The 14,657-nt window shown below is 70.5% G+C and carries 13 protein-coding genes; 9 read left to right on the forward strand and 4 right to left on the reverse strand.

Annotated features, from left to right (window positions below; all coding sequences use genetic code 11):
- Window positions 1-10 precede the first annotated feature (10 nt).
- From CBM2588_RS19785 to CBM2588_RS19795, 3 genes are all read right to left on the reverse strand, one after another.
- Complete coding sequence (locus CBM2588_RS19785; RefSeq protein ID WP_115682101.1) at window positions 11-1,297, reverse strand: 3-isopropylmalate dehydratase large subunit; 1,287 nt, start codon at window positions 1,295-1,297, stop codon at window positions 11-13.
- On the reverse strand, window positions 1,294-2,343 hold the full coding sequence (locus CBM2588_RS19790; RefSeq protein WP_115682102.1) for a tripartite tricarboxylate transporter substrate binding protein: 1,050 nt from the start codon (window positions 2,341-2,343) through the stop codon (window positions 1,294-1,296). The genes CBM2588_RS19785 and CBM2588_RS19790 overlap by 4 nt, the downstream gene beginning before the upstream one ends.
- Before the next feature lie 133 nt (window positions 2,344-2,476).
- Window positions 2,477-3,262, reverse strand: a complete 786-nt coding sequence (locus tag CBM2588_RS19795) for a GntR family transcriptional regulator (RefSeq protein WP_115682103.1) — start codon at window positions 3,260-3,262, stop codon at window positions 2,477-2,479.
- Window positions 3,263-3,957: 695 nt separating this feature from the next.
- Between CBM2588_RS19795 and CBM2588_RS19800 the strand changes: the two genes are divergently transcribed.
- The 8 genes from CBM2588_RS19800 to CBM2588_RS19835 all read left to right on the forward strand — a co-directional run bounded on the left by CBM2588_RS19800 (window position 3,958) and on the right by CBM2588_RS19835 (window position 12,206).
- Complete coding sequence (locus tag CBM2588_RS19800; RefSeq protein WP_115682104.1) at window positions 3,958-5,529, forward strand: hypothetical protein; 1,572 nt, start codon at window positions 3,958-3,960, stop codon at window positions 5,527-5,529.
- Between the two features lie 180 nt (window positions 5,530-5,709).
- Window positions 5,710-6,123 (forward strand): hypothetical protein, encoded by a 414-nt coding sequence (locus tag CBM2588_RS19805; protein ID WP_115682105.1) that lies wholly within the window; start codon window positions 5,710-5,712, stop codon window positions 6,121-6,123.
- Window positions 6,123-6,821 (forward strand): C39 family peptidase, encoded by a 699-nt coding sequence (locus CBM2588_RS19810; RefSeq protein ID WP_115682106.1) that lies wholly within the window; start codon window positions 6,123-6,125, stop codon window positions 6,819-6,821. The genes CBM2588_RS19805 and CBM2588_RS19810 overlap by 1 nt, the downstream gene beginning before the upstream one ends.
- Window positions 6,822-6,831: 10 nt before the next feature.
- The gene (locus CBM2588_RS19815) at window positions 6,832-7,761 is read left to right on the forward strand and encodes a flagellin (protein ID WP_115682107.1); all 930 of its coding nucleotides are present in this window, start codon (window positions 6,832-6,834) and stop codon (window positions 7,759-7,761) included.
- A gap of 74 nt (window positions 7,762-7,835) precedes the next feature.
- Window positions 7,836-9,266, forward strand: a complete 1,431-nt coding sequence (locus tag CBM2588_RS19820; protein ID WP_115682108.1) for an acetate kinase — start codon at window positions 7,836-7,838, stop codon at window positions 9,264-9,266.
- 203 nt (window positions 9,267-9,469) lie between these two features.
- Complete coding sequence (locus tag CBM2588_RS19825) at window positions 9,470-9,982, forward strand: DUF1269 domain-containing protein (protein WP_115682109.1); 513 nt, start codon at window positions 9,470-9,472, stop codon at window positions 9,980-9,982.
- Between the two features lie 248 nt (window positions 9,983-10,230).
- Window positions 10,231-11,367 carry an ABC transporter substrate-binding protein gene (locus CBM2588_RS19830; protein WP_115682110.1) on the forward strand — a complete coding sequence of 379 codons (1,137 nt, stop codon included), beginning with the start codon at window positions 10,231-10,233 and terminating at the stop codon, window positions 11,365-11,367.
- Between the two features lie 47 nt (window positions 11,368-11,414).
- Entirely contained in the window at window positions 11,415-12,206 is a 792-nt protein-coding gene (locus CBM2588_RS19835; protein ID WP_115682111.1) for an SDR family oxidoreductase, read from the forward strand.
- 63 nt (window positions 12,207-12,269) lie between these two features.
- Here the strand turns inward: CBM2588_RS19835 and CBM2588_RS19840 are convergent, their stop codons facing one another.
- Window positions 12,270-13,175 carry a LysR family transcriptional regulator gene (locus CBM2588_RS19840; RefSeq protein ID WP_115682112.1) on the reverse strand — a complete coding sequence of 302 codons (906 nt, stop codon included), beginning with the start codon at window positions 13,173-13,175 and terminating at the stop codon, window positions 12,270-12,272.
- Between the two features lie 113 nt (window positions 13,176-13,288).
- On the opposite strand from CBM2588_RS19840, the gene CBM2588_RS19845 reads away from it, so the two are divergent.
- On the forward strand, window positions 13,289-14,650 hold the full coding sequence (locus CBM2588_RS19845; protein ID WP_115682113.1) for an acyclic terpene utilization AtuA family protein: 1,362 nt from the start codon (window positions 13,289-13,291) through the stop codon (window positions 14,648-14,650).
- Window positions 14,651-14,657 lie beyond the last annotated feature (7 nt).

Below are 14,657 nucleotides of genomic sequence, written 5' to 3' on the forward strand. Positions count from 1 at the left end.
GGCCGCGGCGTTACTCCAGCAGCGTGCGCGGATCGGTGATGCGGCCGGTGACGGCGCTGGCGGCCACCGTCATCGGCGAGCCCAGCCACACCGCGCTGCCGGCGTCGCCCATGCGGCCCGAGAAATTGCGCGCGGTCGAGGCAATCGCGCGGCTGCCGGCCGGGAAGCGCGCCGCGCCATAGCCGGCGCAGGCGCCGCAGGCATTGGGCAGCAGCATCGCGCCGGCATCGGCGAGGATGGCGAGCGTGCCTTCCTGCTCGGCCTGCAGCTGGTCGCGGCGCGAGGCCGGCGCCACCTGCAGCATCACGCCGGCGGCAACGCGGCGTCCGCGCAGCACGCGCGCGGCCATGCGCAGGTCTTCCAGCTTGGCGCCGGTGCAGGCGCCCAGGTAGGCGATCTGCACCGGCTCGCCGGCGGCCCGGTCGACCGGCGCGCTGTTGGCGGGCGAGTGCGGCGCGGCCACCTGCGGTGCCAGCCCAGCAGCGTCGAAGCGGTGCGCGGACAGCACCGGCGCACCGGCATCGCTGCGCCAGTGGTCCAGGTCGATCGCGGCCAGCGTCTGCGCCGGCACGCCGGCCTGCGCCAGCCATTCCAGCGTGACCGCATCGGGCGCGACCAGTCCGGTCTGCGCGCCGAGCTCGGTGCTCATGTTGGTGAGCGTCATGCGCTCCTGCATCGGCAGCGCGGTGACGGCGCTGCCGGTGTATTCGAGCGCCTGGTAGCGCCCGCCGCCCATGCCCAGCGTGGCGCACAGGAACAGCATCATGTCCTTGGCGCACACCCCGGGCGCGAGCTGCCCGTCCCATTGCAGCCGGATGGTGTCCGGCACCCGCAGCCAGATCTCGCCGGTGGCGAGCACGCCGGCCATCTCGGTCGCGCCCACGCCGAACATGTAGGCGCCGAAGGCGCCGCCGGTGGGGCTGTGGCTGTCGCCGCCGACGATCAGGCGGCCCGGCAGCACATGGCCGCGCTCGGGCAGCACCACATGGCAGATGCCCTCGGCGTCGATGAAGTGCGCGCCGGCCTGGCGCGTCCAGTCGCGCGTGAAGCGCAGGATCGATTCGGATTCGGCGTCGCCGCCCGGCACGAAGTGGTCGGTCACCACCACATAGCGCGACGGGTCCCACACCCCGGTGCCCAGCTCCTGCAGCAGCGGCGCCACGCGGCGCGGGCCGCTGGAATCATGCGACATCGCCAGGTCGACCTGGCAGATCACCACGGCGCCGGGCTCGGCATGCGCCAGCCCGGCGGCACGGGCCACCAGCTTCTGCGCGAGCGTGGCGGGGACGGGGCTCATTCCGGCGACGCCCCCGAATACTTGACCACGCCCGCCCAGCGCTTGACGTCCTGCTTGACGAACGCGGCGAAGGCCTCGGGCGGCGTGCCCATCGGCTGCGCGCCGTCGTTCTCCAGGCGCTTGCGCACCGCGGGAGACTCCAGCCCCTTGCGCGCGGCCTGGTACAGCGCCTGGGTGGTCTCGTGCGGCATGCCGGCCGGGCCGAACAGCCCGAACCACGCGCTCGACTCGAAGCCCTTGACGGTATTGCCGATCGGCGCCGCGCCCGGGAACTGCGGCAGCGGCGCGGGACTGGTCACGCCCAGCACCTTCAGCTTGCCCGCGCGCACGTGCGGCAGCACGTTGATGGTGCTGGCGAACATCAGGTCGCACTGGCCCGCCAGCACGTCGGTCAGCGCCGGCGAGGTGCCCTTGTACGGAATGTTGACGATGTACGTGCCGGTCATCATCTTGAACATGTCGCCGGCCATGTGCAGCGACGAGCCGACCGAGCCGATGGCGAAGTTCAGCTTGCCAGGCTCCGAGCGCGCCAGGCGGATCAATTCGGGCACGTTGTTGGCCGCCAGCCGGGGCGTGGCCACCAGCACGCTGGGCACGGTGGCGACCAGCGTGATCGGCGTGAAGTCCTGCACCGGGTCGAACGGCAGCTTCTTGTACAGCGTGGCGTTGATGGTATGGCTGGTGAAGCTCATCAGCAGCGTGCTGCCGTCCGGCGCGCTCTTGGCGACCAGGTCCGCGGCGATATTGCCGCCGGCGCCGGGGCGGTTCTCGACCACCACCGGCTGGCCCAGCTCCTGCGACATCTCCTGGGCGATGGTGCGCGCCAGCGTGTCGGTGGTGCCGCCGGCCGGCGCGCCCACCAGGATCCGGATCGGCTTGCCGCCGGCAAGCTGCGCCTGGGGCTGGCCTTGGGCCTGCGCGGCGGCCGACAGCGGCAAGGCCAGCGCGCACGCGGCCAGCGAGCCGAGCGTGGCAAGGCGCCGCATCGTGGCGCGGCGCGGAATCGAAGGCAGGCGGGTCAGGCTGGACGGACGGAATTCAGGCATGGCGGCGGTCCTCGCTCGATGTGATCAGGGATGCGCAGTATGGCGCGGAACGGGGTCCGGCGCACCCCCGCCAACGCAAGCCCGGGGCAACTCCCGTGGCGTCATCGCGAGTCAATCGCGAGTCAATCGCGAGTCAATCGCGCAAGCCCGGGCGGGTCTCGCTCTCGACCCAGACGTTGGCGCTGTCGACGCCGGCTGGCGACAGTTCCATCCGGTACTCGTAGCGGTCCGGGCGATACTGGCCCAGCAGCAGTTGCACCGGACGCCCGGACTGGTCCTTGACCACGCGCCGCACCGCCAGCAGCGCGCCGCCGACCGGCACGTCCAGCAGCGGCGCGACCACCACGTCGGCCAGCCGCGCCGACAGTACCTGGCTGGCACGGCCGAGCTTGATGCCGCCCGCTTCCAGCAAGCGCAGCACCGGGGTCTCTTCCAGCGCCTGGCGCGTGATCGGCCGCCCCAGCGCCGCCGGCAGGTAGACCGTGATGTGCGACAGCGGACGGTTGCGGTAGTGGCGCACGCGCACGATCTTCACCACCGGGTCGCCCGGCTCGATCTGCAGCGAGTCGGCGACATCGGGCGTGGCATGGACTTCATCGATCGAGATCACCTTGACCGAGGTCTTCTGGCCCATGTCGATGATGTTGTCGAGCAAGCTGGTGCCGCGCTCGTCGCCGGCCGCCGCGGCCGGGCGCACCGGATGCGGGTTGACGAAGGTGCCGAGGCCGCGATGGCGGCGCACCAGCCCTTCCTGCACCAGCCGGTCGAACACGCGCCGCATGGTCACGCGCGACGCGTGGAACTGCTTGGCGAGGTCAATCTCCCCGGGCAAGGGACCCTGGCCGAAGCGGCCTTCGACGATCTGCTGGCGCAGCACCACGTAAATCTGGTGATACAGGGGAACGACGGCTTCACTCATGGTTTCCCTTGTGGAGAGATGACAAGTCTGTAATGCCTCTAATGTACTTTAAATCAGACATAGGGCCTAGCGAGGATAAACGCTGAGGCGTTTCCGCGACAAGGGCCGGGTGCGGGTGCGACGCTGCGCCAAGGCGCAGCCGGGCATTGTGCCGGATTCGCTCCGTTGCGCCGGCAGCGTGCCGGCCGGCCGGTGATGCCCCCGCGATGGCCGCGGCGCGGACTTGCCCATGCCGCCAGCGTCGCGTGAAGCCGGCAATGTGGCGCGGCCCACATGGGCGGCGGCGGCGACACCGCCGGCCGCATGTTTCAACGCCGATACGCGGCCGGAGCATCAGGGCAAATCCCGACCGGGCGCTGCAAGTCTTTGAAAACCAAGGCTTTCCTGGCAGGCGCCAAAGGGCACCAAGAACCCGATGGGACCCCTCTGTCACAGCAATGTGACATGTCCCCGGCCGCACATCGGCGCGGCCCCATGTTGATCCGGCAAAACATCGGCAAAAACCGAGCCCGCAACGCCAGGTGGCCCTTGTAATACAAGGACTTGCCGCTCCAGGTGACGAAGCTGGCACCGATTATGCGCAGGGCAGGCTGGTTTGGCCGCAAGCCTGACCTGAATCTTCCGGCCGCGCTCGTCGATGAGTGCCGGCCAGGAGCTGAGCCGCTGTGAACGTGAAATCCTCCTGGGAGCATCGTATGAACAAGACAATTCTGGCGTCGGCGATTGCCCTCGCCTTTGCTGGTTCGGCGTGGGGTAACCCGACCAATACCAACACGGATGGCTGGAACCATCAGACCGCCACCGCCAATTCAAACCAAAGCGGCGCCGGGTCCCTGGCCAATGAGAACTCGACCTCCAACCAGGACAACTCCGATCACAGCACCAGCACCCGCACCAGCACCCGCACCACCACGGTCGACGTTGCGGTGGACAAGTCGACCAACGACTCCAACAACCGCACCAACTCCAACAACAAGAGCAAGACCAACTCCGACAACCGCACTCGCCTGACGCTGGACCAGGGCGGGCTGGGCAATGCCGCCGCCAACGCGGGCAACGCCTCGTCGAGCATCGCCAATTCCTTCAACACCAGCAAGGCGATCGCGGTCAGCAAGCTCAGTGGGCAGGTCACCGGCAATACGGTCGCCAACATCGGCAACGTGGCCAAGAACTTCGGTAACGCCAACGGCGGCACCGGCTTCGGCGGCAAGGGCGGCACCGGCGGCAACGGCGGTACCGGCGCGGGCGGCGTGGGCGGCAACGGTGCTGCCGGCGCGGTCGGTGCGGTGGGCGCCAAGGCCTATGCCTATAACGGCGGGGCTCGCGCCGGCGATGCCACCACGGGCAGGGCCGTGGGCGGCGACGGTGGCGATGGTGGCGCCGCGATCGGCTGGGGCGGCGATGGCGGCAGCGCCTATGGCAAGGGCGGCAGCGCGCTCAGCGCCGCGGGCAGCAAGGGCGGCAGCGGCGGTGATGCCTACGGCAAGGGCGGCGGTGCTCTGAGCGCCTCGCTTGGCGCGGGCGGCCGTGGCGGCAGCGCCGGCGCGATCGGCGGCGGCGGCCTGGGTGCCAGCGGTGCCCTGGGTGGCCTGGCCGGTTCGGCCGGCGGCGCGGGCGGCAGCGGCGGCGATGCCAACGGCCGAGGCGCGGATGCCGGCGGTACTGGCGGCGCTGGTGGCGGTTCCGGCGCGGCCGGCACCAACACGGCGGGCGCGGGCACCGGCACGGGCGGCGGCGCGGGTGCCACCGGCGGTGCGGGCGGCTCCGGCAGCTCCGGCTCGGTCGCGACCGGCGGCGCCGGCAGCGGCACCGGCGGTGCGGGCGGCTCGAGCGGCGCGGGCGCGACCGCGACGGCTGGCAACGGCACGGCGACCGGCGGTGCCGGCGGCGCGCAGAGCAGCACCGGCGGTGCCGGCGGCGCGGGCGCGGCAGCTACCTCGGGTGCTGCCACGGCGATGGCGTCGAACGGCAGCGCCACCGCTGGTGACGGCGGCGACGGCGGCAACGGCGGCAACGGCGGCAGCGGCGGCGCGGCCACCGGCGGTACCGGCGGCACCGGTGGCGTGGGCAATGGCGGCGCTGGCGGTACCGGCGGTGCTGGTGGCTACAACCTGGTCGACGCAGGCACCTTCAACATGTCCAACACCATGACCAGCGTTGGTCAGACGGCGGCGGGCATCATGATGGCCAGCCAGAACAGCGGCGTGGCTTCGCTGGTGCAGCAAAGCGTGAACGTGCAGGCCAACCTCAACGTGGGCGGCAGGTAAGACGCGCAACGCGGCCGGACCCCGGGCTTGCCCCGGGGCCGGCCGGCGGTTTCGCAGTCATGCCGGCAGGACCGGCGCCCGCATCCTGTGTGCGGGCGCCCGGGCCCTGTCATGCCTACGCAAGCCAAGTTGCCATGCAGCCGAGTGGAGAGAGTCGGCGCATCGGCAGGGGGGAACACCATGCAACCGGTCCGCTTCGCCGTCGGCACCTTTGCCGCGGCATTACTTGCCTGGCCAGCATTGCCGGCCCATGCGGAGCCGCCAGGGCTGGAGGCCGCCATGGCCGCGGCGCGCGCTGACGCTGCCGCGCCCACCGCACCGGCACCTGCGCCGGCCGCGCTGTTCGCCGGCGCGGCCAAGGCCGTGCCCGTGTCGCGGCTGGATGATGTCCGCGGCGGTGCGGAGGTCACCGTCAACGATATGCGCCTGCACGGCACCGTGGCCGACAACGCCGCGGTCAATACCTTGTCCGGCACGAACCACATCACGGAAGGCGCGTTCTCGAATGCGGCCGGGATTCCCACCGCGATCCAGAACTCGGGATCGAACGTGCTGATCCAGAACGCCACCATCGTCAACGTCCAGTTCAAATGATGAAGCCGTTGCGAATCCTGCTGGCATGTGTCCCCTGGCTGCTGGCCGGGGCGCACGTGCCCGGCGCGCAGGCCGCCGACGTCGCGCTGTACGGTCCGGTGGGCGAGCCCTACAGCGTCAGGGTCACCAGCATCCGCGAGGCGCGCTTCAAGTCCACCATCCGCCAGCAGTATGACTTCAGCTGCGGCTCGGCCGCGGTGGCCACGCTGCTGACGTACCAGTACGGCCATCCGATCAACGAGGCCACGGTGTTCCAGAACATGTACCTCAACGGCGACCAGCAGAAGATCCGCGCCGAGGGGTTCTCGCTGCTGGACATGAAGCGCTTCCTGGCCGCCCTGGGCTATGAGGCGGATGGCTTCGAGGTGCCGCTGTCCAAGCTGGAAGAAACGCAGGTGCCGGCGATCGTGCTGATCGTCGAGAACGGCTACCACCATTTCGTGGTGGTCAAGGGCGTGAAGGGCGACCGCGTGCTGGTCGGCGATCCGGCGCGCGGCACGCGCGCCATGTCGCGCGAGCAGTTCGAGCGCATCTGGGACAGCCAGCTGCTGTTCGTGATCCACAACCGCACCGACCGCGCGCGCTTCAATGTCGCCGCGGACTGGCGCGTCGCGCCCAGCGGTCCTTACTGGATGGGCGTCAACCGGGACAACCTGTTCTTCACGGTCATGCCCCGCCATGGCACCGGAGATTTTTGAGGAACGCATCATGTTGCAGACTTCCTTGCCGCCCCCGGCCGTGCCACGCAGCGCCGCCTCGGCGGCCGCGGCGATGGTGCTGGGCGCCGGCCTGGCGTACGCCGGCACGGCACAGGCCGGCATGCCGCCGCAGCCCGGGGCAGCCGATGCCGCGGCGCCACCGGCGCAGGCCGCCATGGCCGCGCGCGAGCGCGGCGACTCCCACCCTGTGGCTGCCGCGCGCGGCAGCATGGCCGGCTGGAAACCGGTGGCACATGAAAAGCTCGACGACATGCGCGGCGGCTTCGAGATGCCGGGGCTGCAGGTTTCGTTCGGTATCGAACGCGCGGTGTATATCAACGGCGACCTGGTGGTCGCTACCAGCATTAACATCCCGGACATCAGCCGCATCACTGCCGACCAGGCCGCGCGGCTTGCCGCGACGCTGGGGCCAGCCATCGTGGCCAGCACCAATGCCGCGGTGGCCAACGCGCTGGCAGGCAATCCGGTCACGGCAGACGCTGCCGCGGCGATGAATGCCAATGGCGCCGGCGCGGCGGCATCGGCTGCGGGTGGTGCTGGGGCGGGAAGCACGGCTTCGGCAGCGGCCAACGGCGGCGCCGCAGCCAGTGCTGGTGCGGCGGGAGGCGGCACGGCCGCAGCAGGCGCGGCAGGCGCGACCGGTGCGTCGGGCCCGCCGACCACAGTCGTAAGTACCGCCACCGGCCAGGTCGTGACCAACGGGCTGCTGAACGTGATCCAGAACGGCCCGGGCAATGCGGCATCGGTGGGGGCGCTGGCGGGCACGCCAGTGACAGTGATCCAGAACACGCTGAACAACCAGAGCATCCGGAGCCTGATGACAATCGACGCAAGCGTCAATACGCTGCAGGCCTTCCGGTCGCAACTGGCCAACACGGCGCTGAACAACGCGCTGCTGCGGGCCGCAAGCATGAGATAGCCGTTAGCGAGGTAGCGGCAGTACAGGTCGCGGGCTCCTGCAGAACAGCCTGCCGTCCGGGGGAGGAAGACGCGATGAAGAAGCGGTCGATGCAGGGCATCCGCAATGCGGGATGCTCGACGTTGCTGTTGCTCGGCGGACTGGCGCAAGCCCAGACGCCGCCGGAGGCGGGGCCGCCCGCGGCCGGACTGGAATCACTGCAGAGGGAACTCGCCGAGCAGGCCAGCCAGCTCGATGCCATGAAGCGCGCGCTGGCCGAGCAGGAGGCAGTGATCCGCGAACTGCGCAGCGTGATCGGCACCGAGGTGCTGGCCGCCAAGCGCGGCGGACAGCGATCCGGGCCCGGCGTGATGCCGGCCGACAACGCCACCAACGCGGCCACCGCGGCAGCTGCGGCCAGTGCCACGCAGGGCGCGCCGGGCCTGGGCAGCAGCCCGCAGCAGGTCATGGCCCAGGCGCCGCAGGCCGGGGCGCAGCAAGGCGAGTCGGCCAGCCCGCAGACGGTGGCCGTGGAAGAGCCCGTGGGACGTCCGCCCGAGACTGACCGACGTCCGCCAGAGATCGCACCGCTGATCGACCAGCCCGGGGTGCTCACCGCCGAGGGCAAGCTCGTGGTGGAGCCGGGCTTCCAGTACGGCTACTCATCGAACAACCGCGTCGCGCTGGTCGGCTACTCGATCATTCCGGCCATCCTGATCGGGCTGATCGATGTGCGCGAGGTCAAGACCTCGACCTATATCGAATCGATCGCGCTGCGCTACGGCGTCACCAAGCGGTTCGAGATCGAGGCCAAGGTCCCGTACGTGCAGACCTCGGGCTCGACCATCAGCCGCGAGGTGTTCACCGGCACTGCCGTCGACAACGTGTTCAATTCCAGCGGCAAGGGCCTGGGCGATGTCGAGGCGACGGTGCGCTACCAGCTCAACTACGGCAACGAGCGCATCCCGTACTTTGTCGGCTGGCTGCGCTACAAGTCCGCCACCGGCAAGGACCCGTTCGAAGTGGTGACCGATTGCGTGACGCGCTGCGTCGGCAATACCACCGGCACCGGCCTGCCGCTGGGGCTGCCCACCGGCACCGGCTTCCAGGCGATCCAGCCCGGCATCACCTGGCTGCTGCCGACCGATCCGGCGGTGTTCTTCGGCACCTTCAGCTACCTGCACAACTTTGCGCGCAACAACGTGAGCCGCACCGTGCTGAACGGCGAGAAAGAGAACCTGGGCAAGATCGCGCCGGGCGACATCTTCGAGTTCAGCTTCGGCATGGGGCTGTCGCTCAACGAGAAGGCATCGTTCAGTATCGGCTATGACCAGGCCATCATCTGGCCGACCAAGCAGAACGGCATGACCGTGCCCGGCTCGGTGCGCGTGACCCAGGGCACCTTGTTGGTGGGATATTCGTACCGCTTCAACAACCGCTATACGCTCAACCTGTCGGTGGGCGCGGGGCTGACGCGCGACACGCCCGACCTGCAGGTCAATGTGCGCCTGCCGATCACTTTCTGAACGCCATGATGCAGACGTGACGCGTGCCCCGCCCGGGCAGGACACGCGTGCGCGTCACATGCGCCGGCACCGTGCGCCAGCGCCGAAACGCGCCTTGCGCTGGCCCCATGAACGGCGTACAAAGAAATAACCCCGCGCCGCCAGCGGTACTTTCCGACCAGCCTCAACCTCACCGGTGGTGCGGCCTGTACAAGGAGAGAGACATGCGCAAACGCATCTTCTGGTTGTTGCCCGACCTGGCGAGTGCCCGACGCACCATGGATGACCTGCTGCTGGCCCGCGTCGAGAACCGCCACATCCACTTCGTGGCGCGCGACGGTGCCGACATGACCGGCCTGCATGAAGCCAACCTGTTCCAGACTTCCGACATCGTCCACGCGGCCGAGATGGGCCTGATGGTCGGCGGCGGCGTGGGCGTGGTGGCCGGCGTGGTGGTGGCGATGTTCCCCATCGTCAGCGACACCCCGCAGTGGGGGCTGGTCGGCGTGCTGGCGGTGCTGGGCGCGGTGTTCGGGGCCTGGGCCGCAAGCATGATCGGCAGTTCCGCCCCCAACAGCCGGCTGCGCGCGTTCGAGAAAGACATCGAGGCGGGCAAGATCCTGCTGATGCTGGACGTGCCGCGCAGCCGCGTGGAAGAAATCGAAACCCTGCTGCGCAACGCGCATCCGGAAGCCAGCTTCGCCGGCGTCGATCCGGCCGTGCCGGCGTTTCCCTGATCCGGCGCTTGCCGCCGGCTGGCGCCACCTGGCGTCGCATGTCTCTTTGCGCGCGCGCCCGCGCGGGCGCGCTCCGGCCGCACCGGAACCGTCCCCCGGTTCCGGTGTGATGCCGCTGCAACACCCCCTGTTTTCCCGGTTTGCCCCCGTCGGACGCATGCGGTACCTTGCGTGACGGCGTCCGGGCCCTGTCCGCGGCGTCGCCACAAAATAACGAAAGCAGCCGTCCAGGCAGAGGGGTCGAGACAATGAAGGCGAAATGGATCGCGTGCGGCGTGCTGGCCGTCACGCTGGGGTGGGCCGCGCATACGGCCCAGGCGGAACCGGGCGTGACCCGCAGCACCATCCGCATCGGCCAGTCGGCCGGCATCACCGGGCCGGTGGCGGGCTCGGTCAAGGAGCAGATCGCCGGCGCACAGGTGTACCTGCGCACGGTCAATGCCAACGGCGGCGTCGCCGGCCGGCGCATCGAACTGATCACCTACGATGACGGCTTCGATGCCAAGCGCACGCCCGACAACGTGCGCAAGCTCCTCGACGAAGACCAGGTGTTCGCGCTGTTCATGGTGCGCGGCACGCCGCAGAACGAAAGCATCCTGCCCATCATCGCCGCGCAGAAAGTGCCGCTGATCGCGCCGCTGACCGGCGCCATCACGCTGCACCGGCCGGTGAACCGCTACGTCTTCAACGTGCGCGCCAAGTACCAGGACGAAGTGGCGCGCGCGATCAATCACCTGGCGACCTCGGGCATGAGCCGCATCGGCATCTTCTACGCCAACGACGGCTTCGGCCGGGACGTGCTGGAAGGCTACAGCAACGCGCTGCAGGCGCGCGGCGTGCAGCCCGCGGCGACGGTCAACTTCGCCCGGCCCATGGGCGACATCAGCCAGGGCGTGGCGGCGATGCACAAGGCCAACCCGCAGGCGGTGCTGGTGATCGGCTCGGGCTCGGAAGCGGCGCGCGTCATCCGCGAGCTGCGCCGCGCCGGCAGCGAGGCGCAGTTCGTGACCCTGTCCAACAACGCTGCCGATGCCTTTATCCGCGAGCTCGGCGACGACGCGCGCGGCCTGATCATCACGCAGGTGGTGCCGGGCACCAACTCCAGCCAGATGACGCTGGCCAGCGAATACCGCAGCCTGGCGAAGCAGCAGGGCGTGGAGCTGTCCAACGCCGGCATGGAGGGCTTCATGTCGGCCAAGGTGCTGGTCGAAGGCCTGCGCCGCGCCGGCCCCGACCTGACCCGCGAGCGGCTGGTCGCGGCGCTGGAGGGCATGCGCGACTATGACCTCGGTGGCATCCTGATCAGCTACAGCGCCGCGCGCCACACCGGCTCGTCGTTCGTGGAAATGTCGATCGTGTCGTCCACCGGCAAGCTGATCCGCTAGCGCGCGGCGACGGGTCCGGAGCCGGCCGCTGCGGTATAGTCGCCCGCATGGCTACTCCTATCCCCTCCCCCGATTCCCGTACCCCGTTCGCGCTGCATGGCCGCGTGGCGCTGGTGACCGGCGGCGCGCAGGGCCTGGGCCTGGCGATTGCCGCCGGGCTGGCCGATGCCGGTGCCCACGTGCTGGTGGTGGCCCGCAATGCGCCGCGCGTGCACGAGGCCGTCGCCACGCTGGCGGGGCGCGGCGGCAGCGCCGAGGCGCTGGTGCTCGACATCACCGACGAGGCCGCCGTGGCGGCGGCCTTCGACCGCATCGATGCCGAGCATGGCCGGCTCGACATCCTGGTGAACAACGCCGGCGCGCGCAACCGCAGCAATATGGCGCAGCTCGATGCCGGCGACCTGCGCGCCATGCTCGAGACCAACCTGGTGGCGCCCTACGCGCTGTGCCGCCTGGCCGCGCAGCGCATGCGCCAGGGCGGCTACGGGCGCATCGTCAATGTCAGCTCGATCGCGGGCCAGGTGGCGCGCGCCGGCGACGTGCTCTATCCCGCCACCAAGGGCGGCCTCGACGCGCTCACGCGCGCCATGGCCGCCGACCTGGGCCGCCACGGCGTCACCGTCAATGCGATCGCCCCCGGCTACTTCGCCACCGAGCCGAACCAGCCCATGGTCGAGGACGCGGGCGTGGCCGAGTGGCTGCGCCAGCGCACCTCGCTCGGCCGCTGGGGCCAGCCGCAGGAGGTGGCGGGCGCGGTGGTGTTCCTGGCCTCGCCGGCGGCGTCGTATGTCACCGGCCAGGTGCTGGCGGTCGACGGCGGCTATCTCGGGCACTTCTGAATCGCCGGACGGCGTCTTCTGCCCAAAGCGTACCCAATTCTGCGTACCGGTGCGCGTCGCGATTCAGCGCCGCGCGGGTGCCTTGCCGCCGCGGTAGAACGCCTGCAGGGACTCGATCATCGCGGCGGCGGCGGCCGAATCGCCGCGGTCCTTGAGCCGCACCAGGCAGATATCGCGCACCAGCGACGGCAGCTGCAACGGCCGGATCGCCAGTCCTTCGCGGCGGAACTGGAACAGCGCCAGCGACGGCACCGCGCTGATGCCCAGGCCCGCCTGCACCAGCGCCGCCACCGTCGCCAGGTGCTCCACCTCCATCACGCTGGCCAGCCGCAACGGATGCAGCGCGGCGTCCAGGTGCTGGCGCACGCTGGTGGTGCGCGACAGCTGGATGAACGGCAGCCCCGCCAGCATCTCCGGCGTGATGCGCCGCTTGCGCGCCAGCGCATGGTCCGCCGGGCACACCAGGTGGAAGGTGTCGCGCACCAGCGGCTCGACGCGCAGGTCGTCGTCCTGTGCCGGCGCGGGCGCCAGCGCAAAGTCGGCGCGGCCCTGCCGCACCAGCTCGATGCAGCCATCGGCCAGCTGGTCGAACAGTTCCAGCACGATGCCCGGATAGCGCGCGCGAAACTGCGCCAGCAGCGGCGGCAGGTCACCCCCGGCGAGCGAGGGCAGCGCCGCGATCGAGACCCGCCCCTTGCGCCGCTCCGCGTGCGCGCGCAGGTCTTCGAACGCGGTCTCGAAGTCGGCCAGCAGCCGGCGCGCGGTCTGCTCGAAGCGCACGCCGTCCGTGCTCAGTTCGACATGCCGCGTGGTGCGTTCGAACAGCCGGCTGCCGGCCTGCTCTTCCAGCGTCTGCACCAGCGCGCTGAAGGCCGACTGCGACAGGTGGCAGGCGCGCGCCGCGCGCGTGAAATTGCGGTAGGTGGCCAGCGCGACGAAGGCGCGCAGATGTTTCACCGACAGGTTCATGGCGCCAGCGGATTTAACCAGTAAGTCGATAGATTAATCCAAATAATCCGTTTTTTGGCTGGGCCCACGCACCCTAGAATGAGATCGACCTCCACCCCCTGCCTCCCCCGACCATGACTGCTCCCTTGCTGATCGGCTCCGGCGCCGGCTTCTCCGGAGACCGTACCGACGCCGCGCTGCCGGTGGTGCGCACGCTGATCGCCGCGGCGCAGCCGGCCGCGCTGATCTTCGAGACCCTGGCCGAGCGCACGCTGGCGCTGGCGCAGCTGGCGCGGCGCAACGATCCCGCGCAGGGCTACGAGCCGCTGCTCGACGCGCTGCTGGCGCCGGTGCTGGGCCTGTGCCTGCAGCACCGCATTGCCATCGTCGGTAATTTTGGCGCCGCCAATCCGCGCGCCGCGGCGCGGCGCGTGCTGCAACTCGCCAGCGAACTGGGCCTGGCGGCGCCGCGCGTGGCGGTGGTCGAAGGCGATGACCTGTCCGACGCGGCCGGGCGCGCGCGCCTGCACGGCATCCTCGGCGACGCCTTTGACGCCGAACGCTTCGTCTGCGCCAACGCCTATATCGGCGCGCAGGGCATTGCCGACGCCCTTGCCGCCGGGGCCGACGTGGTGGTGTGCGGGCGCGTGGCCGACCCGGCGCTGGCACTGGGGCCGGCGATGGCGCACTTTGGCTGGGCCTGGGACGACTGGGACCGGCTTGCCGCAGCCACCATGGCCGGGCACCTGCTCGAATGCGGGGCGCAGGTCACCGGCGGCTACTTTGCCGATCCGGGCCGCAAGGAGGTGCCGGACGTGCACGCGCTGGGCTTCCCGATCGCCCAGCTCGACGCCGGCGGCGGCATCGAGATCTTCAAGGCTGCCGGGACCGGCGGCTGCGTCGACCTGCGCACGGTCAAGGAACAGCTGCTGTACGAGGTGCACGACCCGTGCGCCTACCTGACGCCGGACGTGGTGGCCGACATCGGCGCCGTCACCGTGGCGCAGCTGGGACCGGACCGCGTGGCCGTGCGCAATGTGCGCGGCCACCCGCGCCCGGCGCAGCTCAAGGCCAATGTGTTCAGCCACGGTGGCTGGCTGGCCGAGGGCGAGATCTCCTACGCCGGCCCCAACGCCGCGGCGCGCGCGCGGCTGGCCGCCGACATCCTGCGCCGGCGCATGCGCATGCTGGGCCACGACGCGCCGATCCGCTTCGACCTGATCGGCGTGCTCAGCGTGCTCGCCGACGATGCCGGCGCCATGCTGGCACAGCCCCAGCCGCACGAGGCGCAGGCGCAGGACGTGCGCCTGCGCGCCGCGCTCGCGCATGACGACCTGGCCGTGGCGCAGGCGCTGCAGCGCGAGGTCAACGCGCTCTATACCTGCGGCCCCGCCGGCGGCGGCGGCGTGCGCACGGCGCAGCGCGCGCGCCTGAACGCGGTGTCGTGCCTGGTGCCGCGCGCCGCGGTCACGCCCACCCATACCTTCATCGACTGAGGAGCCT

This window comes from Cupriavidus taiwanensis (assembly GCF_900250075.1).
Classification (GTDB): Bacteria; Pseudomonadota; Gammaproteobacteria; order Burkholderiales; family Burkholderiaceae; genus Cupriavidus; species Cupriavidus taiwanensis_C.

What these genes read in the sequence shown, in the direction of transcription:
- CBM2588_RS19785 (WP_115682101.1), bottom strand. Translation starts at nt 1,297, where the DNA reads ATGAGCCCCGTCCCCGCCACGCTCGCGCAGAAGCTGGTGGCCCGTGCC.
- CBM2588_RS19790 (WP_115682102.1), bottom strand. Translation starts at nt 2,343, where the DNA reads ATGCCTGAATTCCGTCCGTCCAGCCTGACCCGCCTGCCTTCGATTCCG.
- CBM2588_RS19795 (WP_115682103.1), bottom strand. Translation starts at nt 3,262, where the DNA reads ATGAGTGAAGCCGTCGTTCCCCTGTATCACCAGATTTACGTGGTGCTG.
- CBM2588_RS19800 (WP_115682104.1), top strand. Translation starts at nt 3,958, where the DNA reads ATGAACAAGACAATTCTGGCGTCGGCGATTGCCCTCGCCTTTGCTGGT.
- CBM2588_RS19805 (WP_115682105.1), top strand. Translation starts at nt 5,710, where the DNA reads ATGCAACCGGTCCGCTTCGCCGTCGGCACCTTTGCCGCGGCATTACTT.
- CBM2588_RS19810 (WP_115682106.1), top strand. Translation starts at nt 6,123, where the DNA reads ATGAAGCCGTTGCGAATCCTGCTGGCATGTGTCCCCTGGCTGCTGGCC.
- CBM2588_RS19815 (WP_115682107.1), top strand. Translation starts at nt 6,832, where the DNA reads ATGTTGCAGACTTCCTTGCCGCCCCCGGCCGTGCCACGCAGCGCCGCC.
- CBM2588_RS19820 (WP_115682108.1), top strand. Translation starts at nt 7,836, where the DNA reads ATGAAGAAGCGGTCGATGCAGGGCATCCGCAATGCGGGATGCTCGACG.
- CBM2588_RS19825 (WP_115682109.1), top strand. Translation starts at nt 9,470, where the DNA reads ATGCGCAAACGCATCTTCTGGTTGTTGCCCGACCTGGCGAGTGCCCGA.
- CBM2588_RS19830 (WP_115682110.1), top strand. Translation starts at nt 10,231, where the DNA reads ATGAAGGCGAAATGGATCGCGTGCGGCGTGCTGGCCGTCACGCTGGGG.
- CBM2588_RS19835 (WP_115682111.1), top strand. Translation starts at nt 11,415, where the DNA reads ATGGCTACTCCTATCCCCTCCCCCGATTCCCGTACCCCGTTCGCGCTG.
- CBM2588_RS19840 (WP_115682112.1), bottom strand. Translation starts at nt 13,175, where the DNA reads ATGAACCTGTCGGTGAAACATCTGCGCGCCTTCGTCGCGCTGGCCACC.
- CBM2588_RS19845 (WP_115682113.1), top strand. Translation starts at nt 13,289, where the DNA reads ATGACTGCTCCCTTGCTGATCGGCTCCGGCGCCGGCTTCTCCGGAGAC.